General features: G+C 64.7%; 16 protein-coding genes. 8 read left to right on the top strand and 8 right to left on the bottom strand.

Annotation, left to right across the window (positions count from 1 at the left end; translation table 11 throughout):
* Nucleotides 1-42: 42 nt before the first annotated feature.
* The gene (locus AS156_RS08535; protein WP_136626094.1) at nucleotides 43-414 is read left to right on the top strand and encodes a single stranded DNA-binding domain-containing protein; all 372 of its coding nucleotides are present in this window, start codon (nucleotides 43-45) and stop codon (nucleotides 412-414) included.
* A 3-nt stretch (nucleotides 415-417) separates the two neighbouring features.
* Here AS156_RS08535 and AS156_RS08530 read toward each other — a convergent pair whose 3' ends face one another.
* The 4 genes from AS156_RS08530 to AS156_RS08515 are packed head-to-tail and all read right to left on the bottom strand — an operon-like array spanning nucleotide 418 to nucleotide 3,393.
* Complete coding sequence (locus tag AS156_RS08530; protein ID WP_066502589.1) at nucleotides 418-885, bottom strand: YbaK/EbsC family protein; 468 nt, start codon at nucleotides 883-885, stop codon at nucleotides 418-420.
* 5 nt (nucleotides 886-890) lie between these two features.
* On the bottom strand, nucleotides 891-1,634 hold the full coding sequence (locus tag AS156_RS08525) for a haloacid dehalogenase type II (protein ID WP_066502587.1): 744 nt from the start codon (nucleotides 1,632-1,634) through the stop codon (nucleotides 891-893).
* Nucleotides 1,631-2,473 (bottom strand): dienelactone hydrolase family protein, encoded by an 843-nt coding sequence (locus AS156_RS08520; RefSeq protein WP_066502582.1) that lies wholly within the window; start codon nucleotides 2,471-2,473, stop codon nucleotides 1,631-1,633. Before AS156_RS08520 ends, AS156_RS08525 begins: the two co-directional genes overlap by 4 nt.
* A gap of 35 nt (nucleotides 2,474-2,508) precedes the next feature.
* Nucleotides 2,509-3,393: an amidohydrolase family protein gene (locus AS156_RS08515; protein WP_066502578.1), complete on the bottom strand. Its 885-nt coding sequence runs from the start codon at nucleotides 3,391-3,393 to the stop codon at nucleotides 2,509-2,511.
* A 481-nt stretch (nucleotides 3,394-3,874) separates the two neighbouring features.
* Here AS156_RS08515 and ykgO point away from each other — a divergent pair, with 481 nt between their 5' ends.
* Nucleotides 3,875-4,000, top strand: a complete 126-nt coding sequence (gene ykgO / locus AS156_RS08510; protein ID WP_002718645.1) for a type B 50S ribosomal protein L36 — start codon at nucleotides 3,875-3,877, stop codon at nucleotides 3,998-4,000.
* A 110-nt stretch (nucleotides 4,001-4,110) separates the two neighbouring features.
* Entirely contained in the window at nucleotides 4,111-4,770 is a 660-nt protein-coding gene (locus AS156_RS08505) for a tetratricopeptide repeat protein (protein WP_066502577.1), read from the top strand.
* A gap of 150 nt (nucleotides 4,771-4,920) precedes the next feature.
* Here AS156_RS08505 and AS156_RS43255 read toward each other — a convergent pair whose 3' ends face one another.
* A complete protein-coding gene (locus AS156_RS43255; protein WP_201456012.1) occupies nucleotides 4,921-5,097 on the bottom strand; it encodes a hypothetical protein in 177 nt (58 codons plus the stop codon).
* A gap of 334 nt (nucleotides 5,098-5,431) precedes the next feature.
* Between AS156_RS43255 and AS156_RS08495 the strand changes: the two genes are divergently transcribed.
* The gene (locus AS156_RS08495; protein WP_136626093.1) at nucleotides 5,432-6,397 is read left to right on the top strand and encodes an alpha/beta fold hydrolase; all 966 of its coding nucleotides are present in this window, start codon (nucleotides 5,432-5,434) and stop codon (nucleotides 6,395-6,397) included.
* A gap of 113 nt (nucleotides 6,398-6,510) precedes the next feature.
* Entirely contained in the window at nucleotides 6,511-8,247 is a 1,737-nt protein-coding gene (gene poxB / locus AS156_RS08490) for a ubiquinone-dependent pyruvate dehydrogenase (RefSeq protein ID WP_066502572.1), read from the top strand.
* A 57-nt stretch (nucleotides 8,248-8,304) separates the two neighbouring features.
* Here the strand turns inward: poxB and cycA are convergent, their stop codons facing one another.
* Entirely contained in the window at nucleotides 8,305-8,700 is a 396-nt protein-coding gene (gene cycA / locus AS156_RS08485) for a cytochrome c-550 CycA (RefSeq protein ID WP_066502564.1), read from the bottom strand.
* A 231-nt stretch (nucleotides 8,701-8,931) separates the two neighbouring features.
* Between cycA and AS156_RS08480 the strand changes: the two genes are divergently transcribed.
* The gene (locus AS156_RS08480; protein WP_066502562.1) at nucleotides 8,932-10,425 is read left to right on the top strand and encodes an FAD-linked oxidase C-terminal domain-containing protein; all 1,494 of its coding nucleotides are present in this window, start codon (nucleotides 8,932-8,934) and stop codon (nucleotides 10,423-10,425) included.
* Between the two features lie 51 nt (nucleotides 10,426-10,476).
* Here AS156_RS08480 and AS156_RS08475 read toward each other — a convergent pair whose 3' ends face one another.
* Entirely contained in the window at nucleotides 10,477-11,496 is a 1,020-nt protein-coding gene (locus AS156_RS08475; RefSeq protein WP_066502559.1) for an alpha/beta hydrolase, read from the bottom strand.
* A 108-nt stretch (nucleotides 11,497-11,604) separates the two neighbouring features.
* Nucleotides 11,605-12,090 carry a putative quinol monooxygenase gene (locus AS156_RS08470; protein ID WP_245312616.1) on the bottom strand — a complete coding sequence of 162 codons (486 nt, stop codon included), beginning with the start codon at nucleotides 12,088-12,090 and terminating at the stop codon, nucleotides 11,605-11,607.
* Nucleotides 12,091-12,267: 177 nt separating this feature from the next.
* Here AS156_RS08470 and AS156_RS08465 point away from each other — a divergent pair, with 177 nt between their 5' ends.
* Nucleotides 12,268-12,957 (top strand): ArsR/SmtB family transcription factor, encoded by a 690-nt coding sequence (locus tag AS156_RS08465; RefSeq protein ID WP_066502558.1) that lies wholly within the window; start codon nucleotides 12,268-12,270, stop codon nucleotides 12,955-12,957.
* Between the two features lie 33 nt (nucleotides 12,958-12,990).
* A partial coding sequence (locus tag AS156_RS08460; protein WP_245312614.1) for an FAD-binding protein occupies nucleotides 12,991-13,891 on the top strand: 901 nt, incomplete at its 3' end.

Genomic DNA, 13,891 nt, shown 5'->3' with positions numbered 1-13,891 from the left:
TCCGCGCGTGCTTTGCGAAAAATCGAATTGAGGGGATCCGGTATGCAGACGCAGCGGATTGTCCTGAGTCTTGCGATCGCGGTCGGCGGCGTGGCCGCCGCGACGCCTGCGCTCTCACAAGAGTATCGCGGAACCTGGGAGCAGCAGATGGCGTGCACGCCCGACGTGATGCGCCTCTGCAGCGATCAGATTCCCGACACCGCCCGCATCGTCGCGTGTCTCAGGCAGAACACGGCGTTGCTTGGCAGTTCCTGTCGCGCTGTGTTCGAGTCGAATGCGAGTGCGCAACGCCACCCCGGGCAGCAGCCGATGACGCGGACACCGCCGCCGCAGACGATGCAGCGGCCGCGCGCCACGCAGCCCGTGCAGCCGGCCCCGCCACCGCGGCAGTCATACGACGCCGATGACGATTAGGCCCTAGGCTCTGACCTCGCAGACATCGACCCATTCGGCCGATGTCAATTCCGCCATGCGATCGGGCGTGATGCGCACCGCGCTATGGGTCGAGCCCGCGGCCGGAACGACGATGTTGAACGCCTTCAGCGACACGTCGCAATAGATCGGCAGCGGCGCCTTCAGTCCGAATGGACAGACACCGCCGACCTCGTGGCCCGTGATGTCGGCGACCTCTTCGACACCGAGCATCTTCGGCTTGCCGCCGAACTGGGCTTTCACCTTCTTGTTGTCCATGCGCGACGTGCCGCTGGTCACGATCAGCACCACGCGGTCGCCGACGCGAAGGCTCAGCGTCTTGGCAATGCGCGCCGGCTCGACGCCATAGGCCTCCGCCGCCAGCACGACGGTCGCGGAGCTCGCGGCGGATTCGATCACGGAGATATCGGGCGCCTTCTCGGCGAAGAAGGCGCGGACGGACTCAAGACTCATAATGTTCAGGACCTTGCAGACACCAGTGCGGGAAGCTCGGAGAGACCGTGGATCCGGTGATCGGGCACGACGCCGAGCTCGTCCATCTGGGTACGCAGCGCCTTGAACATCGTCAATGGGGCGACGGTCTCGCTTTCGACGCAGGCCAGCGCCATGGCTTCCGGCGTCACCCGCTCGATCCATGCGACGTTGAGCCCGAACGCCTTGGCGCCGCAGGCATCCCACGGATTGGAGGAGATGAACAGTACCTCCGCGGGCTTTACCTTCAGCACCTCCTCGATCAGCGTGTAGGCCTCGGGCGCGGGCTTGAACACCTTGTGTCCGTCGACGCTGATGGTCGCATCGAGCAGCCGGTCGAGTCCGCTGTTGCGCACCAGTGCGTTCAGCATGTCGGGGCTGCCGTTGGAGAGAATCGCGAGCTTCCTGTCCTTCATCGCCTCGAGCGCGGGCACGGCATCCGGATAGAGCGCGAGGTGCTGATATTTATCGATGATGCGCGCGAAGGTCGCCTCGTCATATTGCAGGCCGAGGCTGCGCAGCGTGTAGGCAAGCGAGTCGCGCGTGGCGACGGAGAAATCCTGATAGCGCCGCATCAGCGTGCGCAGCCAGGAATATTCGAGCTGCTTGATGCGCCAGACCTGGGTGATGATATCGCCATAGCCCGGAAAGGCGTCCTCGGTGACGTCGGCCACCGACTGGACATCGTAGAGCGTGCCATAGGCATCGAAGACGATCGCTTTTATGGTCATTGTGGTCTCTCTTGCCCGCCGATCGTCGCATACAGGAATTTCGTCAGCGCGTCGATGGATTGGTCGCGGGCCGCCTCGTTGAATTCGAGGCGATGGCCGAGCAGCCGCGCCGGCATGCTGTAATTCGGCACGTCGAAATCGTGATAGGCGCCGGGATAGACGATCAGTTCGATCCGAACGCCTTTACCTTTCGTCCGCGAGATCCCCCAATCGTCACGGCCGTCAGCGAGATTCCGGCATTCGCTGGCCGGGGTCCAGTCGTCAAGCTCGCCAACCAGGATCAGGGTCGGCACCGTCATATTGCCCTGGATGCCGAGGCAGGGCGGATAGAAGGCGACCGCGGCGCGAAATTTGTCCGTCGCGTTGCGTTCGAGCGCGCCGCGCTCGACAGAAAACAGCGCAAGCCAGGCGCCTTGCGAGAAGCCAACCACCGCGACTCGGGCAGGATCGACCGCCGATTGCTGCGTGAGGAAATGCAATGCGCGATAAGCGTCATGCACCGTGGCGGGCGGTATGCCGCCCGTGCAGGCGCTGGTGATCCCACGCGGCCCGAACCGGTCGACGGTGAGCGTGACATAGCCCAGGGCCGCCAGCCGCTTGCCCCAGCGCTCGTCGAGTTGCCTGAAATAGCCGGCGCAGCCGTGCAGCAGCACCACGGCGGGGAAGGGGCCCCGTCCGTCGGGCAATCGCAGGTAGCCTTGCAGCGGCTGCGCGCTCGCGAGCGGACTCTCGAACTCGACGAATGCGGGTGGCTGCTCGGCCGCCGCGGCACAGTCCAGTCCCGCGCTTCCGATCAGGAGCGCGGTGACGAAGGCGGCAAGTCCGGCGAAGTTGGTCATGAACCCCTCCGAAGCTTGCCGCCGATGATACTCCGTTAGATGCCCAAAATCTTGCGCGCGTTGGCCTTCAACACTTTTGGCCGGATCTCCTCGCGGATGTCGAGCTTGGCAAAATCGGCGAGCCAGCGGTCCGGCGTGATCACGGGCCAGTCCGAACCGAACAGCATCTTGTCCTGCAGGATCGAGTTGATGTAGCGCACGAGGATCGGCGGGAAATATTTCGGCGACCAGCCGGACAGGTCGATATAGACGTTCGGCTTGTGGGTCGCGACCGACAGCGCCTCTTCCTGCCAGGGGAAGGACGGGTGCGCGAGAATGATCTTGAGGTCGGGAAAGTCAGCCGCGACGTCGTCCATATACATCGGGTTGGAATATTTCAGCCGCATCCCCATGCCGCCCGGCATGCCCGAGCCGACGCCGGTCTGGCCGGTGTGGAACAGCGCGATCGCGCCGCCGTCGTTGATCGCTTCATAGAGCGGATAGGCCATGCGATCGTTGGCGTAGAAGCCCTGCATGGTCGGATGGAATTTGAAGCCGCGGACGCCGTACTCCTCGATCAGCTTCCTCGCCTCGCGCACGCCGAGCTTGCCCTTGTGCGGGTCGATTGAGACGAACGGGATCAGGACGTCGAGATGGTCGGAGGCCACCTCGAGCATTTCGTAATTGTTGTAGCGGCGGAAGCCGGTCTCGCGTTCGGCGTCGACCGGGAAGATCACCGCGGCGATGTTCTTGGCGCGATAGTAGGCCGCGGTCTCCGGCACGGTCGGCGGATGCTTGTGCGGCGACTTGAAGTAATCAGCCATCTGCGCCTGGAAGTCGTCATAGCCGTCGTCGCCATGCATGCCGCAGGGCTCCTCGGCATGGGTGTGGATGTCGATCGCGACGACCTTCTCGATGTCGGGCAGTTTGAGCTTGGGCATAAAGGTTTCCCCGCCGGTCTGATTGTTCGGTTCTGCAAATTGATTATACTATATAATAATTTTCGCAAGCTGGCATCCCTTCGATGCGGGGGCAGGGTCCAAGACCTTGTATGCGTCCGGCCAGATCAAGCTCCCACTCGCGAGGCCCGCTCGATTCGCCGTGTTGCAGCCGCCGCAATGATATGGCGCCGGGTCCTTGCACTCCTGGAAGGCGGCTCCGGGCGGGGGCGAAGCTCGACCGATTGGTCGGCTTGCTGACGCCCGTTTCATGAGCGATTTCAATGCTAGGGCCGGAGTCCGGCGGGGCCGAGCGATCGAAAATCCGGCTCGTCTCGGTTGACATTTGGCGGCCCGATGGCTTAGAAACCGCTCCGTCCCGGGCGGCCAGGCCGTTTGTCGGGATAAATCCCATTTTGCCACTTCGCGGCATTGATCAGGTACGGCCTCCAACACGGGCCTTTCGAAGTAACAGGATTGTCCCATGAAGGTCCGTAACTCGCTGAAGTCGCTGCGCGGCCGTCACCGCAACAACCGTCTGGTTCGTCGCAAGGGCCGCGTCTACGTGATCAACAAGGTCCAGCGCCGCTTCAAGGCGCGCCAGGGTTGATTGACGGCCGATTGGCCGGTTGGTTCCGAATCCCGGAACAGCGCTCTCTTTCACAGGTCTTTGACGCCGCGCTGCTTTGCAGTGCGGCTTTGCGCGTTTAGACTTGCGCGATGGGATTAAGACTATCTGGGCTCAACAACCGTCGGCTGGCGATCCTGATCGCGACACTGCTCTTGGCTGCGCCGGTTGGGGCTGCGGCGCAGGGCGATCCGCGGGTCATCCCGCCGCCCAAGGCCCAGAAGAAGCTGCCTGAAGCTCCGAGCAAGCTGCCGCGGGTTCCGGCCGACCGCACCCGCGGGCTGGATTTCCTGTTCGGCGCGCTGAAGGCCGCGCCCGACGAAGACAGCGCACGTCATGTCGAGGCGCGGATCTGGGCGCTGTGGCTGCAGACCCCGAGCGATACCGCTGCGCTGTTGATGGTGCGCGCCAAGGCGGCGATCGATGCCCAGAACGTCGATGTCGCAATGCAGCTGCTCGATGCGGTGGTCAAGATCAGGCCCGACTATGTCGAGGCTTGGAACCGGCGTGCGACGATCTACTACCTGAAAAGCGACTACGTCCATGCGCTGGAAGATTTCCAGCAGGTGCTGCTCCGCGAGCCGCGCCACTTCGGCGCGCTCGTCGGCCTCGGCACGATCATGCAGGACATCGGCGACGACAAGCGTGCGCTGGACGCCTTCCGCAAGGCGCTGGCGATCGACCCGTATCTCGAGAAGATCCCAGAGACGGTCAAGCAGCTGTCCGAGAAGGTCGAAGGCCGCGACATCTGACGGCGTGCGATGGATGACGCTTGCGGTCCGATCACGGGGGAACGTGATGTTCGTCCGCAGGCTTGCCGGCAATAAATTCCCGCGCGGGACGACCAACTATCCGACAAGGAAGTCGAGAATGGCGAGGCGCGGTGAAGCGCCTTTGAGGCGCTAATGCAGGAACTTGCCGCGGGGCGCACTGTCCTGGGCCGCGGCGGCATAGAACTGCTGCAGCTCAGCTTCCAGATGCTCATTGACGAGCAGTAACGCCTTCAGGGCTCCACGCAGGTCGCCATTGCAGCTCGCCACAATCTGCTCGATGGCCGCATCGCTAGGGTCGGAAATCATGATACTCCTCCGATTATTCCCGTTGAACTCGTCGTGTGGACGCTGGTTCCTGTGAATGTTGGGCACAAGCCAGGAAGCGATCCGGTTTGGATGTAGCCTTGCATCTGGTGGCGAAATTGCCACCGGCAATGTATGAAATGACTAATGACGCGGGTATGAACCCGCTATCCACAGGCTGGGCGCATTGTGGACAACCGTGCGCGGGCATGGTCCGGAACACGCGACAATTGGCAGTCCGAACAAGAGCATACGCGCACAAGATTAGAACCCGACGCGTTGCGACGTCTGGTCGTGGCTTCGCCGCAAATCCTGGCCGCGCTTCCGGATCGTCTCCATGCTGACAGTGATCGCCGTGCTGGCGGTGGCAGGGCTCGGGCTGGCGCTGGCGACGCAAGCTGGCGTGCGGTTGATCCAGCGCGCCTTTCCGCCTCGCGGCCGCATGATCGCGGTTTCGGGTGCTGCGCTGCATATCGTCGAGCTCGGCCCGCGCGATGCTGCGGGGCCGCCGGTGGTGATGCTGCACGGCGCAAGCTCCAATCTTCGCGCGATGCAGCAACCGCTGGGCGACAGGCTCGCCAGGACCCGTCGGGTGATCCTGATCGACCGGCCGGGTCATGGCTGGAGCACGCGCGACCGTGTCGCGGATTCGACGCCCGCGATCCAGGGCCGGATGGTCATGGACGCGCTGGCGAAGCTTGGCGTCGACCGCGCGATCGTGGTGGCGCATTCCTGGGCCGGTGCGCTCGGCCTGCGCATGGCGCTGGATCACCCGGACCGGGTCACCGGTCTCGTGCTGCTCGCTCCCGTTGCCTATCCGTGGCGCGGTGGCGTCGGACGCTACAATGAGGTGATCTCGACGCCGCTGATCGGACCGCTGCTCGCCCACACGATCACGCTACCGCTTGGGTGTGTGGTAACTGCAGCCAGCGCGCGCGGCGTCTTCGCGCCGCAGGCGATGTCCGATCATTTCGTCCGCGACAGCGCGACGCCGTTGCTGTTGCGTCCGCGCGAGTTCATCGCCAATGCGCGCGACCTCGTGACATTGAAAGCGGCTGTTGTTGAACAGGCGCCGCGCTACGCCGAGATCAAGGCGCCGATCACCATCATCTCCGGCGATGCCGACAAGACTGTCTATACCCACATCCACTCGCGCCCGCTCGCGGCCACGGCGCCTGACGCCAGGCTGATCGTGTTGCCGGGCGTCGGTCACATGGTGCAGCACGCGGCAACCGATCTCGTGATGTCCGAGATCGAGGCGATGGCCGACCGGATGGCGCAGCACGCGGTGGCGGCACAATAGCCGCCTGCGGCCGGCTACACCTTCGCGCCGCGCGAATGTGATCCGGCAAGGCTTGCGCGGCCGCATGGCGCCGAACATCATGGTGGACGCGATCTCATCAAAGGACCTATCTCATGCGCATCGACAACGTCGCCGACCTCATCGCCGAGACACTTGCCCAGGCTGGCGTGAAGCGCATTTACGGCATCGTCGGCGACAGCCTCAACGGGCTCACCGAGGCCTTGCGCAAGCGCGGCACGGTCGACTGGCTGCATGTGCGGCATGAGGAGGTCGCTGCCTTCGCCGCGGCCGGCGAGTCGCAGATCACCGGCGAGCTCGCGGTTTGCGCAGGCTCGTGTGGCCCGGGCAATCTCCATCTCATCAACGGCCTGTTCGACGCGCATCGCAGCCGCACCCCGGTGCTGGCGCTGGCCGCGCAGATTCCATCCGCCGAGATCGGCGGCGGCTATTTCCAGGAGACCCATCCGCAGGATCTATTCCGCGAATGCAGCCATTATTGCGAACTGGTGTCCGATCCGTCGCAGCTGCCCTACATGCTGGAGAACGCGATCCGAGCCGCGGTCGGCAAGCGTGGCGTCGCCGTGCTGGTGCTGCCGGGTGATGTTGCATTCAAGTCCGCGCCGAAACGCAACATCTCGCCGAACAGCGGCCTCTTGCCGCCGGCGCCGGTCGTGCGCCCCGCCGAGTCCGAATTGACGGCGCTGGTCAATCTTCTCAATGGCGCGAGACGGGTCACGCTGTTCTGTGGCCGCGGCTGCGCCGGCGCACATGACAATCTGATGAAGCTTGCGGAGGCGCTGAAGAGCCCGATCGTGCACGCGCTCGGCGGCAAGGAATATATCGAATACGACAATCCCTACGACGTCGGCATGACCGGCTTCATCGGCTTCTCTTCGGGCTATGCCGCCATGCACGGCTGCGACGTGCTGCTGATGCTTGGGACCGATTTTCCCTACAAGCAATTCTTCCCGACCGACGTCAGCATCGCGCAGGTCGATATCCGCCCGGAAAATCTCGGCCGCCGCTGCAAGCTCGATCTCGGCATCGTCGGCGACGTCAATGAAACCATCGCCGCGCTATTGCCGAAGCTCACCGTCAAGACTGACCGCAAGCATCTCGACGCCGCCATGGCGCATTACAAGGACGTCCGCGCGGGCCTTGACGATCTCGCCCGCGGCAGGCCGGGCCAGAAACCGATCCATCCGCAATACCTTGCGCGCCTGCTCAGCGAGCATGCCTCCGAGGACGCCGTGTTCACCGCCGATGTCGGCACCCCGACGATCTGGTCCGCGCGCTATCTCAAGATGAACGGCCGGCGCCGCCTGATCGGCTCGCTGGTGCACGGCTCGATGGCCAATGCGATGGCGCAGGCGATCGGCGTGCAGGCGGCACAGCCCGGCCGGCAGGTAGTGTCGATGTCCGGCGACGGCGGCTTCGCGATGCTGATGGGCGATCTCATCACGCTGACGCAGATGAAGCTGCCGGTGAAGGTCGTGATCTTCAACAACAGCGTGCTCGGCTTCGTGGCGCTGGAGATGAAGGCCGCCGGATTCATCGAGACCGGCGTCGATCTCAAGAACCCCGATTTCGCGGCAATGGCCCGCGCCATGGGCATTCACGGCGTTAGGGTCGAAGACCCCGGCGAGCTCGAGGGTGCGGTCCGCGATGTGCTGGCACATAACGGCCCGGCCGTGCTCGATGTCGTGACCGCGACGCAGGAATTGTCGATGCCGCCGACCATCACGCTGGAGCAGGTCAAGGGCTTCAGCCTGTGGGTGTTGCGCGCTGTGATGAGCGGCCGTGGCGACGAGGTGGTTGATCTGGCCAAGACCAACCTGTTGCCGCGTTGAGCACGCAGCAAAGTCCGCCCCGACGCCTGTGCCGGGGCGGACGCAGCCGTTGTGCGGCTACTTCTTCTGCTTGCCGTCCTTGTCGAAGGACGAAATGTAGGCCCAGACGTTCTGGGCTTCGGTTTCGTTCTTGATACCTGCGAAGGCCATCTTGGTGCCGGGGATCTTGGCTTTCGGATCCTTGATGTATTCGAGGAACTGTTCCTTGTTCCAGGTGATGCCGGAATTCTTGTTGGCGTCCGAATAATTGTAGTCCGGCGCGGAGCCGGAATGGCGGCCGTCCAGGCCGTTGAGCTCGGGGCCGACCTTGTTCTTGGCGCCTTCGCCGATCGAATGGCAGGCTAGGCACTTGTTGAACGAGGTCTTGCCGGCAGCGGCATCCTGCGCCGACGCGGAGGATGCGAAAGCCAGCGATGTGACGACCGCCAGCGCGCTCAAGGTCAGTATCTTCATGGGGTGCTCTTCGTTTCGTCCCGGGAGGTAGTGAATCGTTTGTGGCATGGCCGCCTTGCGTCGGACAAGCCACGAAACTTTGACAGGTTTCGTGGCCGCCCGCTTGTCTCAGAGAGAACTCGCGATTGCGGGTGAGGGCAATCCGACCTTAGGCCGGGTCGCTGAAACAGGTGCAGACGTGCTTGATTTGTCGTAACAAATCGGGAAAGGGCGAGGCCCGGAGGAATATCGATGTCCATCATGATGCCGGCGGCCGATGAGGCCGTCCTCAAGCGTCGCGGCGAAATCGTGGCGGCCCTGCGCGCAATCGTCCCTGGCGAAGGCGTGATCGACAGCGCCGCTGAAATGCTGGCCTATGAATCGGACGGGCTTACCGCCTATCGGCAGCCGCCGATGGTCGTGGTGCTGCCCGATACCACCGAGCAGGTCGCACGTGTGCTCAAATATTGCCACGCGCAGGACATCAAGGTGGTACCGCGCGGCTCCGGCACCTCACTGTCCGGCGGCGCGCTGCCGCTCTCCGACGGTGTGTTGTTGGGCCTCGGCAAGTTCAAGCGCATCCGCGAGATCGATTTCGACAACCGCGTCGTCGTCACCGAGCCCGGCGTCACCAATCTGGCGATCAGCCAGGCGGTGGCCCATGCCGGGTTCTATTACGCGCCCGATCCGTCGTCGCAGATCGCCTGCTCGATCGGCGGCAATGTCGCGGAGAATTCCGGCGGCGTGCACTGCCTGAAATACGGCATGACCACCAACAACGTGCTGGGCTGCGAGATCGTGCTCATGAACGGCGAGATCCTGCGCATCGGTGGCAAGTCGGCGGAGAATTCCGGCTACGATTTGATGGGCATCATCACCGGCTCCGAGGGGCTGCTCGGCGTCATCACCGAGATCACGGTGCGCATCCTGCAGAAGCCGGAGACGGCGCGCGCCCTGATGGTCGGCTTCGCCGAGGTCGAGGCCGCCGGCGAATGCGTGGCCGCCATCATCGGCGCCGGCATCATCCCAGGCGGCATGGAGATGATGGACAAGCCGGCGATCCACGCGGCGGAAGCCTTCGTCCATGCCGGCTATCCGCTTGACGTCGAGGCGCTGCTGATCATCGAGCTCGACGGTCCGTCGGTCGAGGTCGACGAGTTGATCAAGCGGGTGGAAGCGATCGCGCAGGGCTGTGGCTCGACGTCTTGCCAGATCTCGACCTCCGAGGCCGAACGCAATCTGTTCTGGGCCGGCCGCAAGGCGGCCTTCCCGGCGGTCGGGCGCATCTCGCCGGACTACCTCTGCATGGACGGCACGATTCCGCGCGGCGCACTGCCGAAGGCGCTGGCGCGGATCCGCGAGCTCTCCGAGAAATACCAGCTCGGCGTCGCCAACGTGTTTCACGCCGGCGACGGCAATCTGCATCCGCTGATCCTCTACGATGCCAACAAGGCCGGCGAGATCGAGCGTGCCGAAGCGTTCGGCGCCGACATCCTGCGCTGCTGCGTCGAGCTCGGCGGCGTGCTCACCGGCGAGCACGGCGTCGGTATCGAGAAGCGCGACCTGATGCCGGAGATGTTCACCGAGATCGACCTCAACCAGCAGCAGCGCCTGAAATGCGCCTTCGACGCCCAGGGCCTGCTCAATCCCGGCAAGGTGTTCCCCACCCTGCATCGCTGCGCCGAGCTCGGCCGCGTGCATGTGCATGCGGGCAGGCTGGCGTTTCCGGACATCCCGCGGTTCTAGGCTTCCGCGGCAGGAAGGGCTCGCGGTGCGAGCCCTTCCTGTGTGCGAGAGCTAGCGCAGCCCGTACTGGGTCCGCCTGCGCGCGGCTGCCGGCGCGACCTGATCGCCTTGAAGAAAGCCGATGCTCTCGCGCCAGAGCGCGTGGCGCATCGTCTCCAGATGCATCAGGTGAGTGCCGCGCGAGATCTTGATGTCGCGCTTCTCGGGCGCGTTGGAGAAGGCGTCGAACAGCCATCTCGCGTCAGCGTCGAGCATCAGCCCGTCCCATTCGCCCCGGACGATCGCAACCGGGCAGCGCACCAATGCCGGGTCGTAGGCAAGCTTGCCGTGCCACGCCTGCATGATCTCGCTGAACGGGCCGAGCGGCGTCTTGACCCCGGCGCGATCGCGCGAGCGGCTCTCCGGATCGCTGTCGAGATAGAATCGGCTCCATTCCTCGAAATGCGCGCGGGAGAGGACCGGCGGCTCGCTCGGCGGCACGTCCTCGATGAAGCGCTTCCATTGATCCTCGATGGTGACGATGCGCCAGGCGGGGAACGTGGGCGCGGTCGCCGAGCCCTGCGGTTCGCGGCGGCTGATCGGGCCGAACAGCACCAGCCGGTCGACCAGGGCAGGGTTGGCGCCTGCAAATTTCGCCGCGGGCATCGAACCCCAGGAGTGCGAAATCAGCGAGAGTTTTTCGAGGCTCTGGTGACCGAGAATGAAGCAGACCGCGGCCTCGAGTTGTGCCGCGGCATCGGCTGCGACACAGAGCGGCGGATGGTCGGCCGCGGGTTGCGACATCTCGGGATAACGGTCGGAGTGACCAAAGCCGTAGAAGTCCAATCCCCAGACGTCGAACCCCGCTTCGTTCAGGGCATCGCGCCACGACCTGCCGTCGAAGCGATGTGCGATCGAGAGGGCTGACGGAAAGGTCGCGCCGTGGACGTAGAGAACGGCCTGGCGCGGCGCATCGTGCTTGCCGCTCCCGGCGAGGAAGCGCAGGAAGAGCGACAGGCCGTCGCGTGGTCCCGGGATGCGGAAATGCTGTTCGCGAGGATCGAGCCTCGTCGCGGCCGAATAATCTGTCATGCAAAGACCAAATGATTGGATTGTCTGAGAGGATTGTCGGGACGGGACATCCCGACAACCGGTGTGGCTGTGGCTTCCGGCGGCGATTTCGACCGACGCCGGCGCCGTTCAGATCAGGACGTATTGGGCGCGCTCGCGCTTCGCGAGCAGCGGCAGCGCTTGCCCCGCGATGTAGGTCTTGAAGTAGTCGCTGTCCTGGTGTGCCTTCAGCGCCGCCTCATCCTGGAACAATTCGTAGAACAGGAATTGCGCGGGGTTGTCCTTGCCGCGGCCGATCAGGAACAGCTTGGCGCCGGGGTCCTTCTGCGCCTCAGGCAGGAAGCTGTCGAGGATCGCGGCGACCTTGTCGGCCTGTCCTTCCTTTGCTTCCCACTCCGCCACCACCAGCAGGCCGCCGGTGTTGACGGCGTCGCTGATCGTCCTTGTGCTCATCGCATAGTGCTTCATTGGTCTTCCTCCATTGCCTTGCTCCGATCGGGATTGCGAGACGGCCCACGGCGAGATGTTGGCGATCGCCATGGTCGCCGCGAACGCGCCGATGGCCGATCGCCGGGTGAACCTCACCGTGGTGGTTGGGATGTGCGAACGCGTCATGATCGTCTCCAGCTGTCGCGCGGTGCCGAACCGCAACGCGGAGATAGCCGACCGGCTTGCGATTTCAGTTCGGCAGCGGTCGAATTGTCGATGTCGTGAACATTTCGATCATGATCGAAGCGTAATGGCGCGCAGTCATGCGACAAGCGTCGTGGTTGCCAACCGCCGGAGCCGGCCATGCAGACCATCGCACCAGAACTTGCCGATCTCGCCGCCTTGATCGCCGATCCCGGCCGCGCCGGCATCCTGACGCGGCTGATGGACGGGCGCGCGCAGACGGCGAGCGAGCTCGCACGGGTCGCCGGCATTACGCCGCAGACCGCGAGCTGGCACCTGGCGAAACTGGTCGAGCGCGCGCTGCTCCAGGTCGAGCGGCGCGGTCCGCGCCGGCTCTATCGGCTGGCTACTCCGCTGGTCGCGCAGATGCTCGAAGGCATGATGACGGTTGCCGCGATCGATCCCCATCCGTCCCGGCCGCAGCCGCGGATCGATGCAGAGATGCGGCGGGCCCGGACCTGCTACGACCACATGGCCGGCGAGCTCGGCGTCGCCGTCACCGAGGCGATGCTGGAACGCGGCTATCTCGAGCTGGACCGGGAGGCCGGGGCGCTGACCGCGGCAGGAACAGTGTTTCTCGGCGAGTTCGGCATCGACTTGCGTTCCCAGCCTCGGCACCGGCGAGTGCTGTGCCGGCCCTGTCTCGATTGGAGCGAGCGGCGTCCGCACCTCGCCGGGCGGGCAGGCGCCGCGCTCGCCGCGCTGGCGTTTCAGCGGGACTGGATCCGCCGCCGGCCGCAGGGCCGCTCGGTCGAGATCACCGAGGCCGGGCTTGCGGCATTCAGGACTCTGTTTGGTGCGCGCATTTGATTTCGGAGCCAAATTTGGCTACCGGCTAACACCGTGGACACGCTCAAAGTAAAAGACGCCAAAGACGTCGAAGAAGTGGTGCGCGCGGCTATTGCCAGCGAGCAGCCGCTTGAGATCATCGGTCATGGCTCGAAGCGCGCCATCGGCCATCCGATGGCGACCAATGCCGTGCTCGACCTGTCGGCGCTGAACGCCGTCACCTCCTACGAGCCGAACGAACTGATCATCACGGTGCAGGTCGGCGCACCGCTTGCCGACGTGCAATCGCTCATCGACGCCAAGAACCAGCAATTCGCCTTCGAGCCCGTGGATACGTCACTGCTGCTCGGAACACCGGCGGCCGGGACCATCGGCGGCATGATCGGCGCCGGGCTGGCCGGTCCGCGCCGCATCAGGGCCGGCGGCGCCCGGGACCATCTGCTCGGCGCGCATGCGGTGTCCGGGTTCGGCGACAGCTTCAAGACCGGCGGCCGGGTGGTGAAGAACGTCACCGGCTACGATCTTTGCAAGCTGCTCACCGGTTCCTGGGGCACTCTGGCGGTCATGACCGAGGTGACGCTGAAGGTGATGCCGAAGCCGGAGAGCGAGCGCACCCTTGTGCTGCGCGGGCTCGACGACGTCACCGCCAACAAGGCAATGACGGCGGCGCTCGGCTCGCCCTTCGACGTCTCTGGTGCGGCACACCTGCCGACGTCAGCGTTCCGGAGCGGGGCAGGCGCGCTCGCAGAGCTTGCCGCCTCCGGGCAGCCGGTGACGCTGATCCGGCTCGAGGGCATTGTAGCCTCCGTGGCGCACCGGGCGGCCTCGCTGAGCCAATCGCTGTCCTCCTATGGGACGGTCGATCAACGCGAAGGCGAGGCCTCGCTCGCGATCTGGGCCGGCCTGCGCGACGTGGCACCCTTTGCTGCGAATGGTCCGCTCGGGGCGTGGCCGG

The organism is Bradyrhizobium macuxiense (assembly GCF_001542415.1).
Lineage (GTDB): Bacteria > Pseudomonadota > Alphaproteobacteria > Rhizobiales > Xanthobacteraceae > Bradyrhizobium > Bradyrhizobium macuxiense.
This window is presented reverse-complemented; position numbering and strand designations above follow the sequence as displayed.

Excerpts from the sequence above, each read along its gene's own strand:
- AS156_RS08505 (WP_066502577.1), top strand. The coding sequence starts at position 4,111 with ATGGGATTAAGACTATCTGGGCTCAACAACCGTCGGCTGGCGATCCTG.
- AS156_RS43255 (WP_201456012.1), bottom strand. The coding sequence starts at position 5,097 with ATGATTTCCGACCCTAGCGATGCGGCCATCGAGCAGATTGTGGCGAGC.
- ykgO (WP_002718645.1), top strand. The coding sequence starts at position 3,875 with ATGAAGGTCCGTAACTCGCTGAAGTCGCTGCGCGGCCGTCACCGCAAC.
- AS156_RS08530 (WP_066502589.1), bottom strand. The coding sequence starts at position 885 with ATGAGTCTTGAGTCCGTCCGCGCCTTCTTCGCCGAGAAGGCGCCCGAT.
- AS156_RS08465 (WP_066502558.1), top strand. The coding sequence starts at position 12,268 with ATGCAGACCATCGCACCAGAACTTGCCGATCTCGCCGCCTTGATCGCC.
- AS156_RS08475 (WP_066502559.1), bottom strand. The coding sequence starts at position 11,496 with ATGACAGATTATTCGGCCGCGACGAGGCTCGATCCTCGCGAACAGCAT.
- AS156_RS08520 (WP_066502582.1), bottom strand. The coding sequence starts at position 2,473 with ATGACCAACTTCGCCGGACTTGCCGCCTTCGTCACCGCGCTCCTGATC.
- AS156_RS08525 (WP_066502587.1), bottom strand. The coding sequence starts at position 1,634 with ATGACCATAAAAGCGATCGTCTTCGATGCCTATGGCACGCTCTACGAT.
- AS156_RS08495 (WP_136626093.1), top strand. The coding sequence starts at position 5,432 with ATGCTGACAGTGATCGCCGTGCTGGCGGTGGCAGGGCTCGGGCTGGCG.
- AS156_RS08515 (WP_066502578.1), bottom strand. The coding sequence starts at position 3,393 with ATGCCCAAGCTCAAACTGCCCGACATCGAGAAGGTCGTCGCGATCGAC.
- cycA (WP_066502564.1), bottom strand. The coding sequence starts at position 8,700 with ATGAAGATACTGACCTTGAGCGCGCTGGCGGTCGTCACATCGCTGGCT.
- AS156_RS08535 (WP_136626094.1), top strand. The coding sequence starts at position 43 with ATGCAGACGCAGCGGATTGTCCTGAGTCTTGCGATCGCGGTCGGCGGC.
- AS156_RS08480 (WP_066502562.1), top strand. The coding sequence starts at position 8,932 with ATGTCCATCATGATGCCGGCGGCCGATGAGGCCGTCCTCAAGCGTCGC.
- poxB (WP_066502572.1), top strand. The coding sequence starts at position 6,511 with ATGCGCATCGACAACGTCGCCGACCTCATCGCCGAGACACTTGCCCAG.
- AS156_RS08470 (WP_245312616.1), bottom strand. The coding sequence starts at position 12,090 with ATGACGCGTTCGCACATCCCAACCACCACGGTGAGGTTCACCCGGCGA.